This is a genomic window from Methylorubrum subtropicum (assembly GCF_038442325.1).
Taxonomy (GTDB): domain Bacteria; phylum Pseudomonadota; class Alphaproteobacteria; order Rhizobiales; family Beijerinckiaceae; genus Methylobacterium; species Methylobacterium subtropicum.
The window spans coordinates 516,893-539,774 of record NZ_JBBXMW010000001.1 but is presented as its reverse complement, the minus strand read 5'-3'; the positions used below and the strand labels follow the sequence as shown (position 1 = coordinate 539,774).

Below are 22,882 nucleotides of genomic sequence, written 5' to 3'. Positions count from 1 at the left end.
GGCTTCGGTCCGCCCACACCAAACCCCCGGCGCCTGATCGGCGTCGGGTGGGGCCGCCCGTGGCCCGTCCGAAGGGGTGACGCGGGATGCCGGGAAACCCCGGCAGACCAAGCGCTTGTGTCTCAAAAGATCCGGTTTCCCGGCATCCCGCGGACCGGTGCGCTGTCCGCGTCCCGAGCCGATTTTTCGCCGCGGTGTCGTCGGCCGTGGCCCGGCGGGCGTATCGGCATCCGGGTCTCCCATGCGAGCCCCGGGTCACCGCAATCGCACCTGCCGCGAACGGGCGCCCCGTCGTGAGCGCCGCCGCCCCTCACGCGTCCGAACCCAGACCGGGGTCGCGCGCCGGGCATTTCCTCCCGAACTGCGCTGTCGCGCCTGAACACGCCCCGCTCCGAGTCCGGTGTGTCGCCGAACCCGCCGCCCGGAGCGAGGAGACCGAATCCCCACCGCAAGGCACCGCCCCCACCCCCCGACTTGAGCGCTTCGATCGGTCACCGGAGCGCTCCCCCGTGCGGGTGGTGGGTGATGGGAGGGTTAGCGTAGGATAGGAAATTTTTCAAAGTAAGTCGAGGTGAATCAATTTGGGTGCGCTCAATATTGTCATATTGTAAAATTCGGATTGTTTTTAGCAGAGCGATATTCGAACTGGACAAGATAGCTGCGATAATTTGTTTTCACAAAATTTGGTATAAAATTTCATTTGGTGGGCCTTGGTGCATCAGGTGCTCCAAAAATTTTACCTGTCTCCAAGGCTTCACACGGACCATGATTTGTGATCCATTTGCTGCAGTAGGAGCGCTGGCATCGGAGGACCTCAAAATGAGGCGATATTTGATATTGCTCTTTGCGCTTATGTCGATTCTAACTATATCTCCTGCGCTGGCCGGCCCAGGCGGCGGTGGAGGAGGAGCAGGTGCTCCGGAAGGTGGACAAGGTGCAGGTGGAAGTGGCGGTGGTGGTTCGTAGTTACGTCGAGCCTATCATATAAGTATCATATTCCGCCCTAGAGTTGAAAAGGATTTACTATTCTAAAAAAGGCTATCTTGATCGCATCGATCATGAATTTGGTAATGGCGCCTGCAGTTATTGCTCGGCCTGGGCAATCAGGCGGACAGCCACCTCAGGAAGGAGGTCAGGGCGGCGGTGGAAGTGGTGGCGGCGGCCAGCATCACGGCGGTAACGGCGGTAGATAAAGCTTGAGAGCATAATCGTCGTGGAGAGCAGGCATGCCCTCGTATGTAAGTGGAACTATAGAGATAGATAAGCTTTTAGCGTTTGTGTTTGGGTGCGTGTTTGTGCTGTTGATGTTAGTGCTTGCTCTTGTTGTGCCAAATCCTACCGAATTTACACTCTTTGTATTTCGGGTTGTGTTAGCGCTAGCTGCTGCTGGGATCGGGGCAGTGCTTCCTGGCTTGTTTGAGGTCAAGTTGCCTCTTGTTCGAGCTGGCGGAGCATTGGCGCTTGCTGCGGTTGTTTATTTTGTTAACCCACCCACCTTGCTTCGAGACAGCCTGGAGCAGAAAGCCAGGGCATCCCTCAATGATGCATACTCGTATATATCTCGGGGCAATATAGAGCTGGCTCGAGATTACATTGAAAAGAGCAAGATTCTGGACCCGGAGCCAGCTGATGTCCCTTTCTTACTGGCATCATACACAAAAGACTTCATGAGTATGATATAGCGAGTTTTTATTTTCAGAACGCGTTGGAGAAGCTAAAAAATGGCGCTGGCTTCTTAACAAATAGGAACGAAGTTTCTATCAAGTTCGAAATTGCGATGGCCCTAGATGGGGAGAAAAGGACAGAAGAAGCGTTGAAGCATTACAGCGATCTTCTCCCGGCAGTCGATATCGATTCGTATTACGAGCTTAATATAAGATATGAGATTGCGAGGTTAAATTTAAAGCTTTGGCTCCAAAACAAAATCAAGGACTATGCACCTAATTTGAGGCAGGCTGCTAGTGATTGGCGGTTTTGGCTAAACAGAGATTGGCACAAGGAAACTACCAAATTATGGGGGTACTACCATGCTGCTTGCGCAGAAAAAGAACTTGCAAGTTTAGGCGGGCCAGAAAAGAGTTTAAGAGAGCATAGATATGCCGAAAACATAGAAAGATTTTTGCAAATAGCTAGGCAAGCGAAAGGTATAAAGCGATATGAGGTGAGATTCACTTCATTTTTCCTTGAAATTTTTGACTACGAAGAATTCCCTGGTGAGCCCCTAAAATGTGGTCTGGCGGGAGTTCTCAAAGAATTCATGATAAGATAGTTAGGGCCTGTTAATTAATTCATTCATGAAATTGGACATTTGTGATTATTTAACTATAATTTTAAAACTCCGCGCTGATTGATGTTGCAATCAATAAAACGTAAGAGTCTAATTTTATTGGCGTCATTCGGTCTTCGCGTCAGTGGGTGCCAACCCCGCCGTCATCCTAACCCCCCGCCCAGCCAACAAAATCTCCACCAAAAACGCCAGAATCGCCCCGATCGTACACCCCAGCGCCAACCCAAAACAAACGAACAACACCGACGCCGCCGAGGCGTCGCGCAGCGCCCCCAAGAACAGCGTCAGCACCGCGATCCCGGTGAGCACGCCGCCGAGGCTCGCCAGGATCACGGCGAGGTCGAGGAGGAGCGAGCGGCGGCGGAGATAGGCGAGGCGGTGGGACAGTTCGGCGGCCTCGTCCGGGCCGGCGCCGATCAGGTCGGCGCGGAGCTTGTCGACCTTGTCGGCGACGCGGCCCAGCCGGGTCGAGAACACGTTGAGAAGAGTGGCCAGCCCCGAGAGCAGGAAGGCGGGGGCGAGCGCCACCTGGATGATGTGGGCGATGGTGTCGGGGTTGCTCGCCTCGGGTGGGAACACGGCGCTCAGGCTTTCGCGCCGCGCGCGCGGCGTCGTTCGCGAAAGATCAGGACGAGGTTGCGCACGTAGATCACCGTCGAGAGGCCCTGCCCGATGATGATGACGGGCTCGCGCCGCACGAAGCCGTAGACCAGCGTCATGATCCCGCCGACGATCGACAGGAACCAGAACGAGAGCGGCATCACGCTTTTGCCCGCCCGCTCGCTCGCCCACCATTGCAGGATGAAGCGCGAGCCGAACACGAGCTGCGCGCCCACGCCGAACACCAGCCAGAAATCGAAGCGGGTGACGAACACGTCGTAGAAATAGGCCGGGAGATCCTCGGCGAGCTGGATCAGCATGGCTCAGCCTCCGCGCTCTTCCGTCGCCAGCGGCGCCGGGCGCCGCCGCCGGATCAGCCACCACACGCCGGCCATGTCGAGCAGGCCGACCCAGAGCCGGTCGAACATCCCGTATTTCGAGCGGCCGGTGAAGCGCGGCCGGTCGATCACGTCGCGGTGGACGACCCCGAACCCCTCGCGGGTGACGAGCGCGGGCATGAAGCGGTGCAGCGCATCGAAGTAGGGCAGGCTGAGATAGACCTCGCGGTGGAACACCTTGAGGCCGCAGCCGGTGTCGCGGGTGGCGTCCTTCAAAATCTTGCCGCGCACGCCGTTGGCGACCTTGGATTGGAACCGCTTCCAGCGCCCCTTTCGGCCGACGCGCTGGCCCTGGGCGAGGCCGACGCGTGCGCCGCCCTCGTGCAGGGCGCCGTAGAGCGCCGGGATGAAGGCCGGATCGTTCTGGCCGTCGCCGTCGAGCGTCGCGATGACGGGGGCGCGGGCGCGCAGCACGCCGCTGCGCACCGCCGCGCTCTGGCCGCCGCTCCGGTCGTGCCGGACGATGCGCAGCCACGGATGGCTCTGCTGCGCCAGCACCAGGGCGGCCTGCGTCCCGTCGGTCGAGCCGTCATCGACGTAGATGACCTCGAACGGACCCAAGGGTTCGCAGGCGCGGCCGATCTCGGCCACCAGCCCCGCGATGTTGCCGGCCTCGTTCTTCACCGGCACGACGACCGAGAGATGGAGGGTCTGGGTGTCGCTCATGGTGTTGGGCCCGGCAGGACGGCCCAGGCGGAGATTCCGACCGGCTTGCCGCCGTTGATGTTGAAGCCGGTGACGCGCCCGACCGGCTGTTTTGGCGCCCCCGTCGCGGCGAAGGCGTCGGCGAAGCGGTCCTCGACGAGGACGAGGCGGCAGCCGCCGGCCGCGAGGAAGTCGCGCGCCTCCTCGCCGGTGCTCAGCATGGCGAGATCGGTGCCGAGCGTGAAGACGAGGCTCGGCTCGCGCAGGCCCAAGGTGCCGGTGCGGACGCCTTCGCAGGGCAGGCTGTTCCGCAAAGCGGCGAGCCGCGGGGCGAGCTTGAGGCTCTGGAGCACCGGCTGGGTCAGGCCGAACACCGCGGGCGAGACGATCAGCGAGGAAAGGATCGCCAGCACCAGCGCCCCATCCCCCGCGCCGCGGCGGAAGGCGGCGAGCGCCGTCGCGGCGAGCGCGCAAGCCGCGAGCAGGAACGGCAGGGCGAGAAGCGGCAGCACCCCGTCGAGGCGCCACGCGGCGGCACTCAGGCCCAAGGTGAGCCCCACCGGGATCAGCACGACGAGGCCGGCGACCCAGGTGGCGCCGGGCCGGCGCGGATCGAGGGCGCCGCGATACAGGGCCAGCACGGTCAGGATGGCGACCGCCGGCATCAGCGGCAGAACATAGTGCGGGAGCTTGGTCGGCAGGACCTCGAAGATCAGCCATGTCGGCACGATCCAGGCGAGGAGCAGCGCCACCGCCTCCTCGCCGCGTCTGGCCCAGGCGAACGGAATGGCCAAAGCCGCGAAGGCCGCACCGGGCCAGAAGGTGGCGAAGAAGGCGAGCGCGTAGGCGCCGGGCGGCCCCCAATGCTTCTCGGCCGCGCCGCCGACCTTGCCGAGCATGTCCTTACCCACCGCCTCGCCGAAGAAGGCGCCGCCGCTCTTCCAGGCAATGGCCGCAAACCACGGCGCCACCACCGCGAGGACGAGGAGAAGGCCGAGCCGCGGGCGCAGATCGAGCAGCCAGCGGGCCGAGCCCTCGCGGATCGACAGCATCAGCGCTGCGAGCCCGGCGAAGAGCGGCACCATCGGCCCCTTGATCAGGATGCCGAGCGCGACTCCCAGCCAGAAGATCACGGCCGTGAACAGGCTCGCCGGCCCGCGCCGCCGCTCCAGCCGGGCGCGGCCCAGCCACGCGCGGGCGAGCGCGCCGAAGCTCGCCACCGCGCAGGCGGTGAGCAGCGCGTCGGTCTTGGCGAGCCGGGCTTCGGCCGAGAGCATCACGCAGGCGCCGAACAGGGCGGCGGCGAGGAGCGCCCCGCGCCGGGGCAGGATCGCCAGCGCGGCCCAGTAGGTCAGCAGGATCGCCGCGAGTGCGCCGATCAGCGAGGGGATGCGGTAGAGGCCGATCGCGGTGCGGGCATCGGGCACGCCGAGCCGCTCGGCCGCGGCGACGGTCGCGGCCTGCGCCCAGTAGATGCCGACCGGCTTCTTGTGGCGGGCCTCCGCCTGGAAGCGGATATCGACGAGATCGCCCGTCTCCAGCATCTGCTTCGAGGCTTGGGCGAAGCGCGGCTCGTCCCGATCCATCGGCTGGAGCGACGCGAGGCCGGGCAGGAAGCAGACGAGGCCGAGCAGGAGCAGCAGCGCGCAGGCGCGCCCGTGGCTCACGGCACCGAAGGCGAGCAGGCCGTCCGCCGCCCGCAGCAGGCGCGCCGGCGGACCGAAGGGGGCGCGCGCCGTCATGGACGGGCGGGAGAGGACGGGCATCGGCGGCTCGGGGCGCGGACCTTGTCGAGGCCGACGGATGGCCCCGGCCCGGCCGGGCGCCGTGTCGGTGATCCCGCCGGGATTGTCAAATTCCCGGCCGACCCAGTGGCTCGGTCAGCCCAGCTTCGTGCGCTCCCGCACATGAGCGTCCAATCCAGGGCAAGGCAAACATGCACCGGGCGGGTAGCCGGAGCGGAAGGCCGGTCCTATATTCGCTGCATGGCAAACAACAGCGCAAATCCCTACACCCTCGAAATCGAAGCCTGCGAGCGCCCGGCCGGGCACTTCACCTGGGCGATCCGGCGGAACGGCAAGCTGTTCCAGCGCGCCGACCGGGTCCAAACCACGGAAGAGGCAGCCGAGCGCAGCGGGCTCGCCGCCCTGGAAAAGCTCCTGAGCGGCCGCGAGCGCTGATCCGGTCGGCCGCGTCGGCGGCCCACCGTCGCTCAAGAAACCCCTGACGAACCGCGAAAAGGCTCCCGGGTCCGACCCCCGCGGGGCCTTTTCCGTCGTTGATCGCGCGTGAGCCTCGTCTAAGCTCCCGGAAAACGGGAGGCGACGCCGTGGCGCGCGAGACGATTTACGACCGGGACCTCGACAAGAACCCGGCCAATTACCAGCCGCTGACGCCGCTGACCTATCTCGACCGCGCCGCCCGCACCTTTCCGGATCGGGTCGCGGTGATCCACGGCTCCCTGCGGCGCCCCTACGCCGAACTCTACGCGCGCACCCGCTGCCTCGCCTCGGCGCTGGCCGCCCGCGGCATCGGGCGCGGCGACACGGTCGCGGTTCTGCTCGCCAACACCCCCGCGATGATCGAGTGCCACTACGGCGTGCCGATGACGGGGGCGGTGCTCAACACCCTCAACACCCGCCTCGACGCCGAGGCCATCGGCTTCTGCCTCGACCACGGCGAGGCCAAGGTCTTCGTGGTTGACCGCGAGTTCTCGAAACTCGCCCGCGGCGCGCTCGAAAAGGCGGGCGTGACGCCGTTCGTCATCGATTATGACGACCCGGAATTCACCGGCGAGGGCTCCGCTCTCGGCGAGACGGACTACGAAAAATTCCTGGCGTCCGGCGATCCCGAGCACGATTGGGCCATGCCTGCCGACGAGTGGGACGCGATCTCGCTCAACTACACCTCGGGCACCACGGGCGATCCGAAGGGCGTGGTCTACCACCATCGCGGCGCGGCGCTGCTGGCGCTCGGCAACGTCATCACCGCGGGGATGGGCCAGCACGCCGTCTATCTCTGGACGCTGCCGATGTTTCACTGCAACGGCTGGTGTTTTCCGTGGTCGCTCTCGGTGGTGGCCGGCACCCATGTCTGCCTGCGGCAAGTGCGGGCGCCCGCGATGTACGCAGCCCTCGCCGAGCACAGCGTGACGCATCTCTCGGGCGCGCCGATCGTGATGTCGACGCTGCTCAACGCCCCCGACGACCAGAAGCGCCCGCTGCCGCAACGCGTCCACTTCCTCACGGCGGCCGCGCCCCCGCCCGAGGCGGTGCTCGCCGCCATGGGCGAGGCGGGCTTCGACGTGACCCATCTCTACGGCCTGACCGAGACCTACGGCCCGGCGGTGGTCAACGCGTGGCACGAGGAATGGAGCGAACTGCCCTCCGACGAACGCGCGCGGAAGAAGGCTCGCCAGGGCGTGCGCTATCCGGTGCTGGAAGGCCTCGACGTGCGCGACCCCGACAGCATGGCCTCCCTGCCCGCCGACGGCGAGACCATCGGCGAGGTGATGTTCCGCGGCAACGTGGTGATGCGCGGCTACCTGAAGAACCCGAAATCGACGAACGAGGCCTTCCAGGGCGGCTGGTTCCGCTCCGGCGACCTCGGGGTGAAGCACCCCGATGGCTACATCCAGCTGAAAGACCGCTCGAAGGACATCATCATTTCGGGCGGCGAGAACATCTCCTCCATCGAGGTCGAGGACGCCCTGTTCAAGCACCCGGCGGTTGCCGCGGCCGCCGTGGTCGCCAAGCCCGACGACAAATGGGGCGAGACCCCGTGCGCCTTCGTCGAGCTGAAGGAGGGGCAGGAGGTCTCGCCCGAAGACCTGATCGCGTGGTGCCGCGAGCGGCTGGCCCCCTACAAGCTGCCGCGTCACGTGGTGTTCGGCGAGCTGCCGAAGACGTCCACGGGGAAGGTGCAGAAGTTCGTGCTGCGGGAGAAGGCGCGGGAGGGGTAGGCCCGCTTCATCCCGCGCGTGGGCCGTGTATCATGATGCCATGACGGAGCTTCTGGACAAGGCGTTCACGACGGCGCGGGCTCTCCCCCCGGAGATGCAGGATGAGATCGCGCGCGTCGTGCTGGCCCTGGCCGGCGACGACAAACAGCCGGTCTACCAGTTCACGCCCGAAGAGGAGGCGGAACTGGACGAGTCCGAAGCCGCCGCGCAACGCGGGGACTTCGCCTCCGACGAAGAGGTGCGCGCCATCTGGGCGAAGCATGGCCTGTGAGGCTGCGTCTCACCACGCCTGCCGCGCGTCAGCTCGATCGTGTGCTGACTTACATCGCACAGCATAATCCACAGGGTGCGCGCAATGTGCAGGAGCGTCTGTCCGACGTGCTGAATGTGCTGCTGCACCATCCCTATGCCGGACACCGCACGGCTCGGCCCGGCATCCACCGCATGGTGGTGTCGCCCTATCCTTACGCCGTCACCTATCGCGTGATGGGCGATGAGATCGTCGTTCTCGGGGTTCGCCACACTGCGCGGCGGCCGCTGGCCTGATCCGCAGGGCACCGGCCTCGCCAGGGGCGCGGGAGAGGCGAGACCGCTTCGCCCGTTCTGCGGACCGTGTCTCATGGCGCCATGACGGAGCTTCTCGAACAGGCGTTCGCGACCGCGCGGACGTTCAGGCGCCGGGCGTGCTAGAATGTCATCGGAGGTAACCCCATGACCGACCTGCTCGAAAAGGCCGTCGCCGCCGTTCGGCAAATGCCCGCCGCCGAACAGGACAACATCGCGCAGGTCATGCTCAGCATGGCGAAGATTGCCGAACCGCTCGACATTGAACCCGAGCATCTGGCTGCCGTCATGGTGGGGCTGGCGCAGGCCGACCGGGGCGAGTTCGTGGAAGGCGAGGCCACCGAGATCGTGGCCCGTGCTTTTGCCCGCGGCCGTGCGCGCGCCCTCGGCACCAAATGAGACTGCGCCTCACGCCGCAGGCCGAGACCGATCTTGAGGACATTGCCGCCTATCTGGAGCCGCGCAACCCGCAAGGCGCACAGCGAGTCGAGGACGCGATCCTGGACGTGTTCGCGCTCCTCATTCAGTACCCGGAGGCGGGCCACCTGCGTGGGCAGCGGGTGCGCCGCTTCGCCCTGCCTCGCTATCCCTATCTGGTGTTCTACCGGGTGAATGAAGGGGCCGACGAGATCGAAGTGCTCACTGTGCGCCATGCCGCCCGGCGGGAAGAGAATTAGACTGTGGCCTGAGCCCGCGGGGATCTGACTACGTGGACGTGTCGCAGACGAGCGCCGCCCCCTCCCCCGCCGGGACGATCCGGGCGGAGAGGCCGAGGGTCGCCTCCATCGCGTCGGCCGCGAAGGCCTGCATCGTCCGGGCGACGTCCGGGCCGATCACCGCCTCGACCGCCCGGATCGGTGTCGCGAAGGCGAGCGTGGTGACGCCGACGCCGTTGCTGTGGCCGATGTCGAAGGTGATCGAGCGGGTGCGCAGCCCGTGATAGGTGCCGACCAGCGGGACGTGGATGCGGGTGTGGTAGGGGTGCCGCTCCGCCGAGGCGCGCCCGACGGCTCGGGCGATCACGGGTGGAATGCGGACCGTGGCGGTCAACCGCTTGTGGCCGTCCTCGAAGGAGTAGCGGGCGTTCAGGTCGGCGCGGAAGGCCGCCAGCGGGCCGGAGGGACGGCATCCCCTCGCGAGGCCGCCGATGAACGCGTCCAGCTTCGGCCCTTCCGCGCCGAGGGCCGATCCGGCGGTCAGGACCAATCCCGTGACGGCGACCCATTTTCTGAGCAGATCGTGCATGCGGCACGACTCATAAAGCGAGTTCGGTCCGTGGGCCGAATCAAAAAAGAGGCGGCGTATGATCCGCCGCCTCCCTCATCGCGAAACTCGGGCCGTTCAGTAAGCCGGACCGCCCGAGGTGTTGCCGAGGTTCGGCACGGCGAGTTCCGGCCGGGCGGCGTTGCCGGCCTTGGCCGACCAGTCGGGGTGGCGGGGGGCGATCGAGCCGGTGGCGACCACGTCGTCGTCCGATTCGAGGGCGTAGACGGACTGGGCCGTGGCGGCGGGGATGCCGGCGGGCGCGGTGTAGCTCTGGGCGAGGGCGGAACCGGCGGGGGCGGCGAGCGCGAGGGCCAGGGCGGCGGTGGCGGCGAGACGGGTGTTCATTGGATCTTTAGTCCTTACGCTGTGCGCGGTCTCCGTAAGGATGTCGGGGGCCGTGACTTGGTGACCCTCAGATCGGATCGCCCCGGCCGGATCGCCGTGCCATCGCGCACCTGCGAAGCGCCTGCTCCGGGAGGGTCACGCCACCCCGAGCCGGCGGGCTACGTCGATGATTGCGGCCATGCGGTAGGGCTTCATCACCAACACGCTCTCGGCCACCTGCCGCGGCTCCTCGGCGCTGTAGCCGGTCACGTAGATCACCGGCAGGGCGGGCTGGAGCGCGCGGGCGCGCTCGGCGAGGTCCCAGCCGTCGAGCTGGCCCGGCAGGCGGATGTCGGTGAACAGGAGATCGACTTCGGGCCGCTCCCGCAGCAGGTCGTAGGCCTCCTCCGCCGTGCCGGCGCAGAGCACGTCGAAGCCGGCATCCTCGAACTCCATCGAGACGGCGCTGAGCAGCATCTCCTCGTCCTCGACGACGAGCACGGTCCGCTTGTCGGACATTGTTTTCGGTCTCCCCCGTCTCTCGTCTTCGTGCGTCCCGCCCGAGCGGGACGAGTTTATCCCGCCGTCGCGAGCCCCGGCGCGAAGCCGAAGCCCGGCGCCTCCGTCCGGTCGGGGACGGGCGCGGGCCGGGGCGGCGCGGCGGGGAAGCACAGGCGCACCGTGGTGCCCCGCTCGCGCCCCGACACGATGGCCGCCGACCCGCCCGACTGCTCGGTGATGCCGAACACCTGGGACAGGCCGAGCCCCGTGCCCTGGCCGAGCGGCTTCGTGGTGAAGAACGGCTCAAAGGCCCGCGCCTCCACCTCCGGCGCCATGCCGGTGCCGGTATCCGTCACCTCGACGCTGACGCCTTCACCCGCCCTTGCGCCGTCCGGCGCCGGGCCGGTGCGGATCGTCAGCGTGCCGCCGTCCGGCATCGCGTCGCGGGCGTTGACCGCGAGGTTGAGAATCGCGTTCTCGAGCTGGTTCGGATCGATGCTGAGCGGCGGCAGGCCCGGCGCCAGATCGGTCTCCAGCCGGATCTTGGCGCCGATGGTCCCGCGCAAGAGTTCGGCGAAGGCGCCGATCAGCGCGTTGACGTCGGTGCTGACCGGCGAGAGCGGGTGCTTGCGGGCGAACGCCAGCAGCTTGTGGGTGACGGAGGCCCCCCGCGCCGCGCCGCGCATGGCGTCGCGCAGGGGCTTCAGCAGCGGGCTGTCGGCGGGCAGGCCGCGCTCGACCCGGTCGAGGTTGAGCAGCACCACGTTGAGCAGGTTGTTGAAGTCGTGCGCCACGCCCCCGGTGAGTTGGCCGACCGCCTCCATCTTCTGCGACTGGCGCATCAGCGCCTCGGTGCGCTGGCGCTCCTCGGTGGCCTGCTTCAGGGCGGCGAGCGCCTCGTCGCGCTCTCGGACGCGGGCGCGCAGCGCCTCGTTGGCCCGGCGCAGCTGCGTCGGCGAGGGCAGGCTGAGTGCGCGGGGCATCAGGTGCCACAGGGCCAGCGCCGTGCCGATCGAGGCCGCGGCGGTGACGATCTTGACCATCGCCTCCAGCCCGTAATCCGGCACGTAGAGCGTCCAGATCGCCATCAGGTGGGTGGCGCCGCAGGCGGTGATGAACACCGCGAACGACCAGAACACCCAGCCGAACACCACGTCGCGGCGGCGGGAGACGAAGGTCGCGAGCGCCACCGGAATCGAGAAATAGGCCAGCGCGATCAGCGTGTCGGAGATGATGTGGGTCCAGATCAGCTCCGGGCGCCACAGCAGGCAGATGCCGTGGGGCGACAGGTTCTCGACCTCCCAGAGTCGCCGCAGACCGTCGAGCATCGGACCCTTCTTCCCTGGTAGGAACCGCGCCGGCTCATTGGTGCCGCGCATGGGCACAGTTGGCAATCCCGGCGCGATTCCCCGCCGTGGCACCGCTTGAGGCGATCGGCCGGGCTTTTTTGCGGCGCCTTCCGTGCGCGGGAAGCTTCCGCAGGCAACCGATTAAGGGTCGCTTAACCATAACGGCCCCAAACCAAGCGGGAATCGAGGGGCAGCGCGTGTCGGCGCATCGGGCGATCACGCAGGAACTGTTATCCGGAGAGGCCGTCCCGTCGGCCCCTCCGAGCGCGCCGCTTCGCCGGATCGGCCTCGGCAGCCTGCTGGCGGCGACCGCCCGGCACCATCCCGACCGCATCGCGGTAATCGACCCCGCCGACAAGCCGGCCTGGAGCGGGCGGCCCGCCATCACCTGGACCTACGCGGCGGCCGCCGAGATCGTCGAGCGCCTCGCCCGCGGTTTGCGCGGCTGGCGGCTGCCGCCGGGCAGCCGCATCGGCCTGTGCCTGCCGGGCTCGGCCGAGAGCGTGCTCGCCATCCTCGCTGTCGAGGCCGCGGGCCACGTCGCCGTGATGCTGCCGGTCTCGTGGGACGAGGAGCGCCTGCTCGCCGCCGCCCAGGGCGTGGGCCTTGCCGCGGTGCTGACCCAGGCGCGGCTCGGCGGCGCGGCGACCGCCGAGCGGCTTTGCAGCGTGGCGATGCGCTATTTCGGCCTGCGCTACCTCGCGGCCTTCGGCCCCGACGTGCCCGACGGGGTGATCAACCTCGACCGCTTCGTCCTCGACGGCCCGGCCGGGCCCGCGCCCGAGCGCCCGCCCGCGCCCGCCGGATACGTCACCTTCGCCGGCGGCGATCCCGACCGCCCGGTGTTCCGCAGCAGCGAGGCACTGGTGGCCGCCGCCGCCGCCCATCTGGTGGCGGCCCGCGTCGCGCCGGGCGAGCGCATCCTCAGCCTGATCGGCCCGCACGACCTGCGCGGGCTCGCGACCGGGCTGGCCGCCGCGATCGTGGCCGGGGCGACGCTGGAAGTGCTGCCGCTGTTCGACGGCACCGCCTTCGCCACGGCGCTCCGCCGCCCCGGCCCGACCCATCTCGTCGCCCCGGCCTTTCTCGAGAACAACCTCGCGGGCCGCGACCTGCCGCCGGAGCTGCGCTCGGGCGTCTTCGTCCACCGGGCGCCCGCGCGCCTGCCGAGCCGCAGCCGGGCGCCGGGCGGGGCCCAGGCGCTGCGGCTCGACACGGTGATCGACACGGTGGCCTTCGACGAGACCGCCCTGCTCTCGGGCCGGCGCGGGGGGCCGAGCGACGTCTCGCAGGTGCTGGGCCGGCCCGAGCGGCTGGCGCTGCCGGCCGGCCTGATGGAGATGCGCCACGGCGACGACGCGCGCCTCGCCTTCCGCGGACAGGCCTGCGCCGCCGCGGCGCTGCAGCGGGGGACGCCCCGCAGTGCAAACCCGGCGGCGTGGCACGAGACCCCCTACGCCGCTATCCTGTTCGCCGGGCTCGCCACCGGGGTGGACGTGGCGGCGCTGCGCATCGAGGCCGACCCGGTGGAAACGACTTTTTTTGCGCGCGCGTAAGAATCGCCTGTGGAGCGTCCCGGCCACGGGCGTCGGGCCGACGTGGCACAGTTAAAAATGATTTAATTGCAACGGCTTGTTGGAGTCCTGCGGTGACTTCCTTGCCCTGATCCCGGATGCTGCGGCGCCGTTCAGAGCCGCTTCTTTGCGCCCGCTCTAGCGTTTCCGCGTCTCGATGGTCGGCGAACCAATCGCGGCGGTGCGGGTTATGGTCTGTGCCCCTTCACACGGGGTGCGACATGGGATAACGCTGAAGCCTATGGGTGCGCTGCAACAAGTGCTTGTCGTCGACGATGGCCGCCGGGCCGTCGACCGCTCCCTCGCTGCCGACCTCGCGGGGCTCGGGTTTGCGAGCGTCACCGCTTCGATCGAAGCCGCCGACGACGTGCTGGCGGTGATCGCCCGCCCCGCCGCCATCCTGTTCCAGCTCTCCGGCCGCGCTAGCCCGGAGATCGCTGCGCTCGCTGCCCGCCTGCGCGAGCAGATGCGCGCGGGCGGCATCCCGGTGATCGACATCGACGACGCAGGGTTTCGCCCCGGCGCGCCGGTCGATCTCAAGAGCCGGATCGGCCCTTACGTGCTCAACGAGCCGGAGCTGTAGCGGCGTTCCATGGCGGGACGGTGACGGGCGGGCCGAACGGTCCGCCTTTTTTCATAGCTGCAGTGCCGCATCGGCTTTTTCCGAAAGCCGGTTCCCACCTTTCGGGCCGATGCTCTCGTCAGGGGGCGAGGCTGATCTCGCTCTCGCGCACCGCCCGCTCGGCCGCGCCGGAGCGCATGCGGTAGGACGGCTCGCCGGTCGGGTCGTCGGGCATCAGCCGGACGATCTCGCCGACCTCGCCGAAGCCGAGGCGCTCGTCGGTCTGGTGCGTCCGGTTGCGGCGGACACGCTGGCCGAGCTTGAACTTGTGGGACATCGAAGGACTCCGGTCTCAGACGCGGAAGGGGCCGCGGGTCGGCGAGCGACCCGCGCAGCGGACGCGTCAGCGCCGCAGCTTGATCTTGGCCTTGCGCGCGGCGTAGCGGGCGTCGCGCTCTTCCTTCTGCTTGGCCTGGGCGAGTCGGGCGCGCTCGGCGGCGGCCTCGATCTCGGCGGCCTTGCGGGCTTCCTCCGCCGCGCGCTCGGCGGCGGCGAGGGCCTCCAGCCGCTCGGCCTCCAGGCGCCGTTGCAGCTCGCGCTCCTGGGCGCGCTCCTCGCGGGCGGCGGCGATGGCGCGGCGCTCGGCCTGGCGGGCCAGCACGGCCGGATCGTCGCCGGCGGGGCGGGCGCGGAAGCGGTTCAGCATCGCCTCACGGGCGGAGGCCGAATTCTGGCGACGGTCGTCGAACGAGTTCTGCTTGGCGAAGCTCACGTACATTCCTTGAACGGGCCGGGCTCGGGGTGAGACCCGGCGAAAACGCGTGAAGCCGCCCCGGGCGGAGCGGCTTCGACATCAGCGGGAAAAGCGGATCAGGCGACCTGAAGCTGGCCGGCCGACTGCTTGCCGGAGCGGCGATCGGTCTCCATCACGAAGGAGACCTTCTGGCCCTCGGCGAGCCCGCGCAGGCCGGCGCGCTCGACCGCCGAGATGTGCACGAACACGTCCTTCGAGCCGTCCTCCGGCTGGATGAAGCCGAAGCCCTTCTGATCGTTGAACCACTTGACGGTGCCGGTCTGCATGTAATGTCCTTGTCTCCGCAGGATGTAGGCAGAGAGCCCCTGCGCCTCATGGCGCCGAGCCCATACAGATCACCGATGACGAAGGAAAAAGAGAACCGCCCTGCGGAGGCGTCACGGCCCAGAGAATCCGGCCTCGTATCGATGCCGTGGACCATGCGCCTCGAAAGATGATTTAGCAAGGCGCGATTTTTATTGAGTGATTTTTGAGCGGAATCAGAATCGGCGGCACGGATAGGCCGTGAGGAAGCGGGCTGTATCGTCTGGCGTGACTTCCCATACGGTGCGGACCCGCGGCGTGCGGCCATCGGGTGTCGTAAGCGGCCCTTCGAACGTGAGCCGGGGCAGACCGACCGGCGGCGTCACGAGCCGTCCTTGCGGGTTGAGCCAAGGATGTGCCGCGAGGGCGGAGGCGAACGCCGCCGGTTCCGCAGGAGAGAAGCCGAAGCCGAGGAAGAACTTCGCCTTGGAGCCACCTACGGGGTGGTCGATATCCAGCAGGTATTTGACGAGCTTGTCCTCGGCGACCTGCCAGAGGCTCGGCCAAGGGATCGCGCTCAAGCGGCGCGCGCGACGAGGTGAAGGGCGTCACCCTGGACGGTCGCCAGCGCGCCGACCGGCTCGGCGAATTCGACCACATAGGCCACGCCGTCCCGGTAGACGCTGAGCACGACGCCTTCGCTGCCCGCGGGCATGGTTATGCCGTCATCGGTCGCGACGTCGGCCGTCAATCTCACTCGGTCGAGATCGCGAAACGTGTCGAGCGGCGCGGCCTGACGGAAATGGTAGAACGCTTCGCGTGTCATGCGCGTCCCCTCCCCGCGGCACAGGCCCTCAACGTACATCGCGGGTGGAGACTGACAAGACGCCGCGATACCGGACGCGCCGCCTCACGCCGCCTTCTTCTTCCCCCGCCCCGCGATCGTCACCAATCCTCGCATAATCTGCGTCGTCACCTTCAGGCGCTCGGGGATGGTGTCGAGTTCGCGGATGAAGACCACGCTCATGTCGGGGCGGACTTTGGCGAAGGAACCCTGCTCCACCACCATGGCGGCGAGACCCTGCGGGTTGGCGAAGGACTTGTCGCGGAAGTGGACGACGACGCCCTTCGGGCCGGCCTCGACCTTCTCGACGTTGGCGTCGCGGCACAGGATCTTGATCGTCACGATCTTGAGGAGCTGTTCCACCTCCGGCGGCAGCGGGCCGAAGCGGTCGATCAGCTCGGCGCCGAAACTCTCCATCTCGGCGTCGTTCTCGATGGTCGAGAGGCGGCGGTAGAGGCCCAGCCGCACCGTCAGGTCCTCGACGTAATCCTCGGGGATGGTGACGGGGGCGCCGAGCGCGATGGTGGGCGACCACGCCTCCGCCTGCGGCTCCTCGATGCCGGCCTTGAGCGCGGTGACGGCGTCCTCCAGCATCTGCTGGTAGAGTTCGTAGCCCACCTCCTTGATGTGGCCGGACTGGGCGTCGCCCAAGAGGTTGCCCGCGCCGCGGATGTCGAGGTCGTGGGAGGCGAGCTGGAAGCCGGCGCCCAGCGTGTCGAGGCTCTGGAGCACCTTCAGGCGCTGCTCGGCCTGAGCGGTGAGCTGGCGGTTGGCCGGGGTCGTGAACAGGGCGTAGGCGCGCGCCTTGGAGCGGCCGACGCGGCCGCGGAGCTGGTAGAGCGCGGCGAGACCGAACATATCGGCGCGGTGGACGATCAGGGTGTTGGCGGTCGGGATGTCGAGGCCGGATTCGACGATCGTGGTCGAGAGCAGCACGTCGTACTTGCCCTCGTAGAACGCCGTCATGACGTCCTCCAGCTGCCCCGCCGCCATCTGGCCGTGGGCGACCGCGACCGTGGTCTCGGGCATCTCGGTGTCGAGGAAGCGTTTGACTTCCGCCAGATCCTCGATGCGGGGCACGACATAGAACGACTGGCCGCCGCGGTAGCGCTCGCGCAGCAGCGCCTCGCGGACCAGCAGCGGATCGAACGGGGTCACGAAGGTGCGCACCGCCAAGCGGTCCATCGGCGGCGTGGCGATGATCGAGAGTTCGCGCACGCCGGTCATGGCGAGCTGCAGCGTGCGGGGAATCGGGGTCGCCGAGAGCGTCAGCACATGGACGTCGGCCTGGAGCGCCTTCAGCCGCTCCTTGTGGGCCACGCCGAAATGCTGCTCCTCGTCGACGATGATGAGGCCGAGATCCTTGAACGCGACGTTTTTCGCCAGCAGCGCGTGGGTGCCGACGACGATGTCGACCTTGCCCTCGGTGAGCCCCGCCCGGTTCTGGCGCTGATCGCCCGCGGAGACGAAGCGCGAGAGCTGGGCGATGTTGATCGGCAGGCCTTTGAAGCGCTCCACGAACGTCCGGTAGTGCTGGCGGGCGAGAAGCGTGGTCGGCACCACCACGGCGACCTGCTTGCCGGAGATGGCGGCGGCGAAGGCCGCGCGGAGCGCCACCTCGGTCTTGCCGAAGCCGACATCGCCGCAGACGAGGCGGTCCATCGGGCGCCCGGCGTTGAGGTCGTCCAGCACCGCGTCGATGGCGTTGGCTTGGTCCTCGGTCTCCTGGAAGGCGAAGCGGGCGGCGAATTCCTCGTAGAGGCCCTCCGGCGCCTTGAGCGAGGGGGCGGGCTTCACGAAGCGGGCGGCGGCGACCTTGATGAGCTCGCCCGCCATCTCGAGGATGCGGCGCTTCATCTTGGCCTTGCGGGCCTGCCACGCCCCGCCGCCGAGGCGGTCGAGCGCGACCTCGGAATCCTCCGAGCCGTAGCGGGTCAGGAGTTCGATGTTCTCGACCGGCAGCAGCAGCAGGCCGCCGGTGTATTGCAGTTCCAGGCAATCGTGGGGCGCGCCCGCCGCCGTCACGGTCTTGAGGCCGACGAAGCGGCCGATGCCGTGATCGGAATGGACCACGAGGTCGCCGGGCTGGAGCGCCTGGACTTCGAGGATGATGTCCTGGGGCCGCTTGGACTTGCGCTTCTGGCGCACCAGCCGGTCGCCCAGGATGTCGCCCTCGGCGATGACGGCGAGCCGGTCGATGACGAAGCCGGATTCCAGCCCCCAGACCGCCACCGCCACGTCGGTGCCGCGCTTGAGCGCATTCACCGCCGTCAGCGTGTTGATCTCCATCGGCTTCTTGAGACCGTGGTCGGAGAGCACGCCGCAGAGCCGGTCGCGCGAGCCGTCGGACCACGATCCCAGAATCACGTGATGCCCGGATCCTTGGAGGTCGCGGATATGGGCCACCGCGGCGTCGAACACGCTGGCCGCCTCGTCCGCCCGCTCGGGGGCGAAGTTTCGGCCGGGCTTGGCGCCGCAATCGATGATCGCGCGCTCATCCGAGTCGGGCTGCGCGAACGGCGTGAGCCGCGCGACCGCGGCGGCCTCGACCTTGGCCTTCCACTCGTTCGGCGTGAGGTAGAGCGCGCGCGGCGGCAGCGGCTTGTAGGGCGCGACCCCGGATTGCGGGTTCTTCAGCGCGCTCTCGCGGGCGAGGAAATAGTCCTGGATGAGCGACAGGCGTTCGGTCGCCGCCTCCTCCACCTGCGCGTCGAACACCAGCGGCACGTCGCCGAGGTAATCGAACACGGTGTCCAACTGCTCGTAGAACAGCGGCATCCAGTGCTCGAGGCCGGCATAGCGGCGGCCCTCGCTGACGGTCTCGTAGAGCCGGTCGTCGCGGGTCGCGGCGCCGAAGCTCGTCAGATAGCCCTGGCGGAAGCGCCGGATCGTCTCGGTGGTGAGCTGCACCTCGCTCATCGGCACGAGGTCGAGGGAGCGCAGGGACCCCACTGTGCGCTGCGTCTCGGGATCGAAGGCGCGGATCGTCTCGAGCGTGTCGCCGAAGAAGTCGAGGCGGATCGGGTTCGGCAGGCCGGGCGGCGAGAGGTCCAGAATGCCGCCGCGCACGGCGTATTCGCCGGTGTCGCGCACGGTGCCGGTGCGCAGAAACCCGTTGGCCTCGACCCAGGCCACGACCTTGTCCATCGGCACCACGTTGCCGATCGCGGCCGAGAAGGTCTCGACCGCCACCCGGGCGCGGGGCGGCACGCGCTGCACCAGGGCGTTGACGGTGGTGCAGAGGATGCGGGGCTTCTCCTCCGACGAGCGCGAGCGGGTGAGGCGCGACAGCGCCGTCATGCGCTGCGCGGCGATGGCGCCGTTGGGCGAGACGCGGTCGTAGGGCTGGCAGTCCCAGGCCGGAAAACTCATCGCCTCGATCTCGGGGGCGACGAATTTCAGCGCGGTCTGGAACGCGTTGGAGCGCCCCGAATCGCGGGCGACGTGCACCAGCACCGCCGGGCCCTCGAAGCTGCCGGACAGCGCGCGGGCGAGGTCGGCGACGACGAGCGCGTCGAACCCGTCGGGCACGGAAGCGAGCGTCGGACTGTCGCCGCGCTTGAGCGCCTCGAGCGCCTTGGTCAGGGGCGCGGATTTCGGCAGCGCGAACCGGGCGGTCTGCGGCTTGGGCGCGGGGGCCGAGGATTTGGGCTGGGGCTTGGCCATCGGATCGTTGGTTTCTTGAAACTCGACGTCACGTCCCTCCCCCCTCTGCGGGGGAGGGTGGCCCCCGAAGGGGGGCGGGAGAGGGGAGCGACGGTTCCTGAGAGTTCGCGTCGATGGCGGCCAAGCGGGACCGTCGCGCTGCCCCTCTCCCGCCCGCTCCGCGGGCACCCTCCCCCGCAGAGGGGGGAGGGTTATTCCCGCGCGTAACAGGAAGCCGCGTGTAACGGCAATGTTCAGTTATGGATCGGCGCGTCGTGCCGATGGAACGCCTTGAGCCGGCGGTAGACCGGGGTGTCGTAGTTCACCGGGGTTTCGTCCTCGCCGGTGAGCCAGCGGAACAGGTCGCGGTCGGGGACCTCGATCAGCGCCTCGAACTGCGTCAGCTCCTCCTCCGTCAGCTCGCCGATCTCGGCGTCGGCGAAGCGGCCCATGATCAGGTCCATCTCGCGGATGCCCCGGTGCCACGCCCGGAACAGGGTGCGGCGGCGGCGCGGGTCGAGGTCGGCGCTGGAGCGGGTGGTGCCGGACATGGGAAAGAAGCCCTCCGAGATGGCTCTCGTGGTGACTACAGGCATGTAGAGGCGTGTTCGCCCAGGGGCAAACGGCTTCGGGCAAACCGTGCCGCGCGTGATGCCATCTGCGCGGATGCGAGGAAACGCGGTATCGTGGCGCCCGCGGCCCGGTCCAAAAGCCTCGCTCCCATCCACGTCCTCATCCTGAGGTGCCGCAGCGTAGCGGAGGCTTTGAGGGAGGGCTCCAGTGTATCGCGCGATCCCTGGAGCCCTCCTTCGAGGCCGCTGACGCGGCACCTCAGGATGAGGGGGTTGGATGGGAAAGGCCGTCGCCGTCGTTCTCTCGCGCCACAAAGGCTCATGATCCCCGACTCCGAACCGGCCCTCGCGACCGATCCCGCCCCGCCCCCGCGGGACGAGGCTCCGTCGCTGCGGCCCAGCATCCTCGACGCGCTGTTCGCCCCCGCCCGCGGCCTGCCCGGCGTCGGCCCGAAGATCGCGCCGCTCATCGAAAAGCTGCTCGGCACCGAGGAGCGCCCGGCCCGCGTCGCCGACCTGCTGTTCCACCTGCCGCAGAGCGGGGTCGCCCGGCCGCTCTGCGGCTCGATCCGCGACGCGCCGACCGGCGAGCCGGTGACGCTCGGCGTCACCGTGGTGGCGCATCGCCCACCGGGGCTCGGCAAGCGCGCGTTCCGGGTGCTGGTCGAGGACGGGACCGGCGACATCAGCCTCGTGTTCTTCGGCATGCCGCGGGGCCGCATCGAGAAGATGCTGCCATTGGGGAGCCACCGCTACGTCTCCGGCCGGATCGACCTGTGGGACGGCTACCGGCAGATGGTGCACCCCACCCGCATCCTCGACGAGGCGGGGCTCGCGAGCCTGCCCGCGGTCGAGCCGATCTACGGCGCGACCGAGGGCCTGACCTCGCGGGTGATCGGCAAGATCGTCCACGCGGCGCTGGAGCGGCTGCCCGTCCTGCCCGAGTGGCAGGACCCGGCCTATCTCGCCCGCAACCGTTTTCCGGCGTTTGCCGAGGCGCTGCGGATCGAGCACCGCCCGGAGGAGGCGCCCCCGCCGCCGCGCGAGGGCGAGACCCCGCCGCCGAGCCCGTCGCGGCGGCGGCTGGCCTACGACGAACTGCTGGCCTCGCAGCTGGCACTGGCCCTGCTGCGCGCCCGCCAGCGGCGCAAGCCCGGCCGGGTGAATGCCGGCGACGGGCAACTGAAGGCGCGGATCGAGGCCGCCCTGCCCTTCGGGCTCACCGGCGCGCAGAGCCGCGCGGTCGTGGAAATCCGCGCCGACATGGGCTCCGACCGGCGCATGCTGCGCCTGCTCCAGGGCGATGTCGGCTCGGGCAAGACGGCGGTCGCGCTGCTCGCCATGGCCTCCGCGGTCGAGGCCGGGCGGCAGGCCGCGCTGATGGCGCCGACCGAGATCCTGGCGCGCCAGCACTACGAACGCCTCGTTCCCCTCACCGAAGGTTTGCGCCTTCGCCTGCTGACCGGGCGCGACCGGGCCTCCGAGCGCCGGGCGACGCTGGCCGATCTGGCGGCCGGCACCATCGACATCGTGGTCGGCACCCACGCGCTGTTCCAGGAGGCGGTGGCGTTCCGCGATCTCGGCCTCGCGGTGGTGGACGAGCAGCACCGCTTCGGCGTCCACCAGCGCCTCGCGCTCGGCGCCAAGGGCGAGGCGGTCGACATTCTGGTGATGACCGCGACGCCGATCCCGCGGACGCTCGCGCTCACCTTCTTCGGCGACATGGACGTCTCGGTGCTCGACGAGAAGCCCGCCGGGCGCCAGCCGATCAAGACCATCACGATCCCCAACGAGCGCATCGGCGACGTGGTGGACGGGCTGCATCGGGCGCTCGCCGCGGGTGATCGGGTCTACTGGATCTGCCCGCTTGTGGCCGAATCCGAGTTCGTGGACCTCGCCGCGGCGGAAGAGCGGTTCGAGGACCTGAAGCAGCATTTCGGCGACGAGGTCGGCCTGATCCACGGCAAGATGCCGGGGCCGGACAAGGATGCCGCGATGGAGGCGTTCGCCGCGGGCCGCACCCGCGTGCTCGTGTCCACCACCGTGGTCGAGGTCGGCGTGGACGTACCCGAGGCCACCATCATGGTGATCGAGCATGCCGAGCGCTTCGGGCTCGCCCAGCTCCACCAGCTCCGCGGCCGGGTGGGCCGCGGCTCGAAGGCCTCGTCCTGCCTGCTGCTCTACCGCGGGCCGCTCGGTCAGGTCGCCAAGGCGCGGCTGGAGATGATGCGGGCGAGCGAGGACGGGTTCCGCATCGCCGAGGAAGACCTGCGCCTGCGCGGCGAGGGCGAGGTGCTCGGCACGCGCCAGTCCGGCATGGCGGCGTTTCGCCTCGCCCGGCTGGAGAGCGACGGCGACCTCTTGGAGGCCGCGCGCGACGACGCCCGCCTCATCGTCGAGCGCGACCCGCGGCTCCAGAGCGAGCGCGGCCGGGCGCTGCGGGTGCTGCTCTACCTGTTCGAGCGCGAGGCGGCGATTCGGCTGATCGGGGCGGGGTGATGCCGTGTCCGGTCGCTCGCGTGGAAGGCCGCCCCAACCCCGTCATCGCGAGGCGAAGCCGAAGCGATCCAGGGCGCGCGTTCTCCAGAAGGGGCGAGACCGTACCGACGAAACGGCCACGTACGCGCTCCTTCCAGCCCCTGCGGAGCGCTGGATTGCTTCGGCTTCGCCTCGCAATGACGGGGAGAGGTGGCCGCCGAATCGATCGGCCGGGGGCCGTGGGAACCGGCCTGA

26 protein-coding genes are annotated in these 22,882 nt (G+C 68.5%); 11 read left to right on the top strand and 15 right to left on the bottom strand.

Going from position 1 to position 22,882, the window contains the following annotated elements:
• Positions 1 to 1,226: 1,226 nt before the first annotated feature.
• A complete protein-coding gene (locus AAHG03_RS02535; protein WP_342148507.1) occupies positions 1,227 to 1,682 on the top strand; it encodes a hypothetical protein in 456 nt (151 codons plus the stop codon).
• 23 nt (positions 1,683 to 1,705) lie between these two features.
• On the top strand, positions 1,706 to 2,269 hold the full coding sequence (locus tag AAHG03_RS02530; RefSeq protein ID WP_342148505.1) for a hypothetical protein: 564 nt from the start codon (positions 1,706 to 1,708) through the stop codon (positions 2,267 to 2,269).
• A gap of 123 nt (positions 2,270 to 2,392) precedes the next feature.
• Here AAHG03_RS02530 and AAHG03_RS02525 read toward each other — a convergent pair whose 3' ends face one another.
• From AAHG03_RS02525 to AAHG03_RS02510, 4 genes are read right to left on the bottom strand one after another with little or no spacing between them, the layout of a single operon-like run.
• Positions 2,393 to 2,866: a DUF2721 domain-containing protein gene (locus AAHG03_RS02525; RefSeq protein ID WP_342148504.1), complete on the bottom strand. Its 474-nt coding sequence runs from the start codon at positions 2,864 to 2,866 to the stop codon at positions 2,393 to 2,395.
• Between the two features lie 5 nt (positions 2,867 to 2,871).
• Positions 2,872 to 3,207 carry a lipid-A-disaccharide synthase N-terminal domain-containing protein gene (locus AAHG03_RS02520; protein WP_342148502.1) on the bottom strand — a complete coding sequence of 112 codons (336 nt, stop codon included), beginning with the start codon at positions 3,205 to 3,207 and terminating at the stop codon, positions 2,872 to 2,874.
• Positions 3,208 to 3,210: 3 nt separating this feature from the next.
• On the bottom strand, positions 3,211 to 3,951 hold the full coding sequence (locus AAHG03_RS02515; RefSeq protein ID WP_342148500.1) for a glycosyltransferase family 2 protein: 741 nt from the start codon (positions 3,949 to 3,951) through the stop codon (positions 3,211 to 3,213).
• The gene (locus AAHG03_RS02510) at positions 3,948 to 5,696 is read right to left on the bottom strand and encodes an ArnT family glycosyltransferase (protein ID WP_412759706.1); all 1,749 of its coding nucleotides are present in this window, start codon (positions 5,694 to 5,696) and stop codon (positions 3,948 to 3,950) included. The genes AAHG03_RS02515 and AAHG03_RS02510 overlap by 4 nt, the downstream gene beginning before the upstream one ends.
• Before the next feature lie 219 nt (positions 5,697 to 5,915).
• Here AAHG03_RS02510 and AAHG03_RS02505 point away from each other — a divergent pair, with 219 nt between their 5' ends.
• The 6 genes from AAHG03_RS02505 to AAHG03_RS02480 all read left to right on the top strand — a co-directional run bounded on the left by AAHG03_RS02505 (position 5,916) and on the right by AAHG03_RS02480 (position 9,132).
• Entirely contained in the window at positions 5,916 to 6,110 is a 195-nt protein-coding gene (locus AAHG03_RS02505; protein WP_003599068.1) for a hypothetical protein, read from the top strand.
• Positions 6,111 to 6,259: 149 nt separating this feature from the next.
• Entirely contained in the window at positions 6,260 to 7,891 is a 1,632-nt protein-coding gene (locus tag AAHG03_RS02500; RefSeq protein WP_342148499.1) for an acyl-CoA synthetase, read from the top strand.
• A 40-nt stretch (positions 7,892 to 7,931) separates the two neighbouring features.
• Positions 7,932 to 8,162, top strand: coding sequence for a hypothetical protein (locus AAHG03_RS02495; protein ID WP_342148497.1), 231 nt, complete (start codon positions 7,932 to 7,934; stop codon positions 8,160 to 8,162).
• A complete protein-coding gene (locus AAHG03_RS02490) occupies positions 8,159 to 8,437 on the top strand; it encodes a type II toxin-antitoxin system RelE/ParE family toxin (RefSeq protein ID WP_342148495.1) in 279 nt (92 codons plus the stop codon). Before AAHG03_RS02495 ends, AAHG03_RS02490 begins: the two co-directional genes overlap by 4 nt.
• Before the next feature lie 165 nt (positions 8,438 to 8,602).
• Positions 8,603 to 8,854, top strand: coding sequence for an acetyltransferase (locus AAHG03_RS02485; protein ID WP_342148493.1), 252 nt, complete (start codon positions 8,603 to 8,605; stop codon positions 8,852 to 8,854).
• Positions 8,851 to 9,132 carry a type II toxin-antitoxin system RelE/ParE family toxin gene (locus AAHG03_RS02480; protein WP_342148491.1) on the top strand — a complete coding sequence of 94 codons (282 nt, stop codon included), beginning with the start codon at positions 8,851 to 8,853 and terminating at the stop codon, positions 9,130 to 9,132. The genes AAHG03_RS02485 and AAHG03_RS02480 overlap by 4 nt, the downstream gene beginning before the upstream one ends.
• A 28-nt stretch (positions 9,133 to 9,160) precedes the next feature.
• On the opposite strand, the gene AAHG03_RS02475 is transcribed toward AAHG03_RS02480, so the two are convergent.
• The 4 genes from AAHG03_RS02475 to AAHG03_RS02460 all read right to left on the bottom strand — a co-directional run bounded on the left by AAHG03_RS02475 (position 9,161) and on the right by AAHG03_RS02460 (position 11,874).
• Positions 9,161 to 9,700, bottom strand: a complete 540-nt coding sequence (locus AAHG03_RS02475) for a hypothetical protein (protein ID WP_342148489.1) — start codon at positions 9,698 to 9,700, stop codon at positions 9,161 to 9,163.
• Positions 9,701 to 9,796: 96 nt separating this feature from the next.
• Positions 9,797 to 10,066, bottom strand: coding sequence for a hypothetical protein (locus AAHG03_RS02470; protein ID WP_342148488.1), 270 nt, complete (start codon positions 10,064 to 10,066; stop codon positions 9,797 to 9,799).
• Positions 10,067 to 10,201: 135 nt separating this feature from the next.
• Entirely contained in the window at positions 10,202 to 10,564 is a 363-nt protein-coding gene (locus tag AAHG03_RS02465; protein WP_342148485.1) for a response regulator, read from the bottom strand.
• 56 nt (positions 10,565 to 10,620) lie between these two features.
• Positions 10,621 to 11,874 (bottom strand): sensor histidine kinase, encoded by a 1,254-nt coding sequence (locus tag AAHG03_RS02460; protein ID WP_342148484.1) that lies wholly within the window; start codon positions 11,872 to 11,874, stop codon positions 10,621 to 10,623.
• Positions 11,875 to 12,092: 218 nt separating this feature from the next.
• Between AAHG03_RS02460 and AAHG03_RS02455 the strand changes: the two genes are divergently transcribed.
• Both AAHG03_RS02455 and AAHG03_RS02450 read left to right on the top strand, forming a co-directional pair.
• A complete protein-coding gene (locus AAHG03_RS02455; RefSeq protein WP_412759705.1) occupies positions 12,093 to 13,451 on the top strand; it encodes an AMP-binding protein in 1,359 nt (452 codons plus the stop codon).
• A 259-nt stretch (positions 13,452 to 13,710) separates the two neighbouring features.
• Complete coding sequence (locus AAHG03_RS02450; protein ID WP_342148483.1) at positions 13,711 to 14,052, top strand: hypothetical protein; 342 nt, start codon at positions 13,711 to 13,713, stop codon at positions 14,050 to 14,052.
• A gap of 118 nt (positions 14,053 to 14,170) precedes the next feature.
• On the opposite strand, the gene AAHG03_RS02445 is transcribed toward AAHG03_RS02450, so the two are convergent.
• From AAHG03_RS02445 to AAHG03_RS02415, 7 genes are all read right to left on the bottom strand, one after another.
• Positions 14,171 to 14,368, bottom strand: a complete 198-nt coding sequence (locus tag AAHG03_RS02445; RefSeq protein ID WP_342148481.1) for a hypothetical protein — start codon at positions 14,366 to 14,368, stop codon at positions 14,171 to 14,173.
• A gap of 66 nt (positions 14,369 to 14,434) precedes the next feature.
• Positions 14,435 to 14,803, bottom strand: coding sequence for a DUF6481 family protein (locus AAHG03_RS02440; RefSeq protein ID WP_091941399.1), 369 nt, complete (start codon positions 14,801 to 14,803; stop codon positions 14,435 to 14,437).
• Positions 14,804 to 14,901: 98 nt separating this feature from the next.
• Entirely contained in the window at positions 14,902 to 15,111 is a 210-nt protein-coding gene (locus AAHG03_RS02435) for a cold-shock protein (protein WP_056237482.1), read from the bottom strand.
• A gap of 213 nt (positions 15,112 to 15,324) precedes the next feature.
• Entirely contained in the window at positions 15,325 to 15,669 is a 345-nt protein-coding gene (locus tag AAHG03_RS02430; protein WP_342148480.1) for a DUF6883 domain-containing protein, read from the bottom strand.
• The gene (locus AAHG03_RS02425; RefSeq protein WP_342148479.1) at positions 15,666 to 15,914 is read right to left on the bottom strand and encodes a DUF4926 domain-containing protein; all 249 of its coding nucleotides are present in this window, start codon (positions 15,912 to 15,914) and stop codon (positions 15,666 to 15,668) included. Before AAHG03_RS02425 ends, AAHG03_RS02430 begins: the two co-directional genes overlap by 4 nt.
• An 84-nt stretch (positions 15,915 to 15,998) precedes the next feature.
• Positions 15,999 to 19,598 (bottom strand): transcription-repair coupling factor, encoded by a 3,600-nt coding sequence (gene mfd / locus AAHG03_RS02420; RefSeq protein WP_342148476.1) that lies wholly within the window; start codon positions 19,596 to 19,598, stop codon positions 15,999 to 16,001.
• Positions 19,599 to 19,831: 233 nt separating this feature from the next.
• Complete coding sequence (locus AAHG03_RS02415; RefSeq protein WP_342148474.1) at positions 19,832 to 20,128, bottom strand: FAD assembly factor SdhE; 297 nt, start codon at positions 20,126 to 20,128, stop codon at positions 19,832 to 19,834.
• A gap of 342 nt (positions 20,129 to 20,470) precedes the next feature.
• On the opposite strand from AAHG03_RS02415, the gene recG reads away from it, so the two are divergent.
• Positions 20,471 to 22,648, top strand: a complete 2,178-nt coding sequence (recG, locus tag AAHG03_RS02410) for an ATP-dependent DNA helicase RecG (RefSeq protein WP_342148472.1) — start codon at positions 20,471 to 20,473, stop codon at positions 22,646 to 22,648.
• The last annotated feature ends 234 nt before the right edge of the window (positions 22,649 to 22,882 follow it).

Excerpts from the sequence above, each read along its gene's own strand:
- AAHG03_RS02535 (WP_342148507.1), top strand. The coding sequence starts at position 1,227 with ATGCCCTCGTATGTAAGTGGAACTATAGAGATAGATAAGCTTTTAGCG.
- AAHG03_RS02520 (WP_342148502.1), bottom strand. The coding sequence starts at position 3,207 with ATGCTGATCCAGCTCGCCGAGGATCTCCCGGCCTATTTCTACGACGTG.
- AAHG03_RS02515 (WP_342148500.1), bottom strand. The coding sequence starts at position 3,951 with ATGAGCGACACCCAGACCCTCCATCTCTCGGTCGTCGTGCCGGTGAAG.
- AAHG03_RS02510 (WP_412759706.1), bottom strand. The coding sequence starts at position 5,696 with ATGCCCGTCCTCTCCCGCCCGTCCATGACGGCGCGCGCCCCCTTCGGT.
- AAHG03_RS02505 (WP_003599068.1), top strand. The coding sequence starts at position 5,916 with ATGGCAAACAACAGCGCAAATCCCTACACCCTCGAAATCGAAGCCTGC.
- AAHG03_RS02495 (WP_342148497.1), top strand. The coding sequence starts at position 7,932 with ATGACGGAGCTTCTGGACAAGGCGTTCACGACGGCGCGGGCTCTCCCC.
- AAHG03_RS02485 (WP_342148493.1), top strand. The coding sequence starts at position 8,603 with ATGACCGACCTGCTCGAAAAGGCCGTCGCCGCCGTTCGGCAAATGCCC.
- AAHG03_RS02480 (WP_342148491.1), top strand. The coding sequence starts at position 8,851 with ATGAGACTGCGCCTCACGCCGCAGGCCGAGACCGATCTTGAGGACATT.
- AAHG03_RS02475 (WP_342148489.1), bottom strand. The coding sequence starts at position 9,700 with ATGCACGATCTGCTCAGAAAATGGGTCGCCGTCACGGGATTGGTCCTG.
- AAHG03_RS02470 (WP_342148488.1), bottom strand. The coding sequence starts at position 10,066 with ATGAACACCCGTCTCGCCGCCACCGCCGCCCTGGCCCTCGCGCTCGCC.
- AAHG03_RS02465 (WP_342148485.1), bottom strand. The coding sequence starts at position 10,564 with ATGTCCGACAAGCGGACCGTGCTCGTCGTCGAGGACGAGGAGATGCTG.
- AAHG03_RS02460 (WP_342148484.1), bottom strand. The coding sequence starts at position 11,874 with ATGCTCGACGGTCTGCGGCGACTCTGGGAGGTCGAGAACCTGTCGCCC.
- AAHG03_RS02450 (WP_342148483.1), top strand. The coding sequence starts at position 13,711 with ATGGGTGCGCTGCAACAAGTGCTTGTCGTCGACGATGGCCGCCGGGCC.
- AAHG03_RS02445 (WP_342148481.1), bottom strand. The coding sequence starts at position 14,368 with ATGTCCCACAAGTTCAAGCTCGGCCAGCGTGTCCGCCGCAACCGGACG.
- AAHG03_RS02435 (WP_056237482.1), bottom strand. The coding sequence starts at position 15,111 with ATGCAGACCGGCACCGTCAAGTGGTTCAACGATCAGAAGGGCTTCGGC.
- AAHG03_RS02425 (WP_342148479.1), bottom strand. The coding sequence starts at position 15,914 with ATGACACGCGAAGCGTTCTACCATTTCCGTCAGGCCGCGCCGCTCGAC.
- mfd (WP_342148476.1), bottom strand. The coding sequence starts at position 19,598 with ATGGCCAAGCCCCAGCCCAAATCCTCGGCCCCCGCGCCCAAGCCGCAG.
- AAHG03_RS02415 (WP_342148474.1), bottom strand. The coding sequence starts at position 20,128 with ATGTCCGGCACCACCCGCTCCAGCGCCGACCTCGACCCGCGCCGCCGC.
- recG (WP_342148472.1), top strand. The coding sequence starts at position 20,471 with ATGATCCCCGACTCCGAACCGGCCCTCGCGACCGATCCCGCCCCGCCC.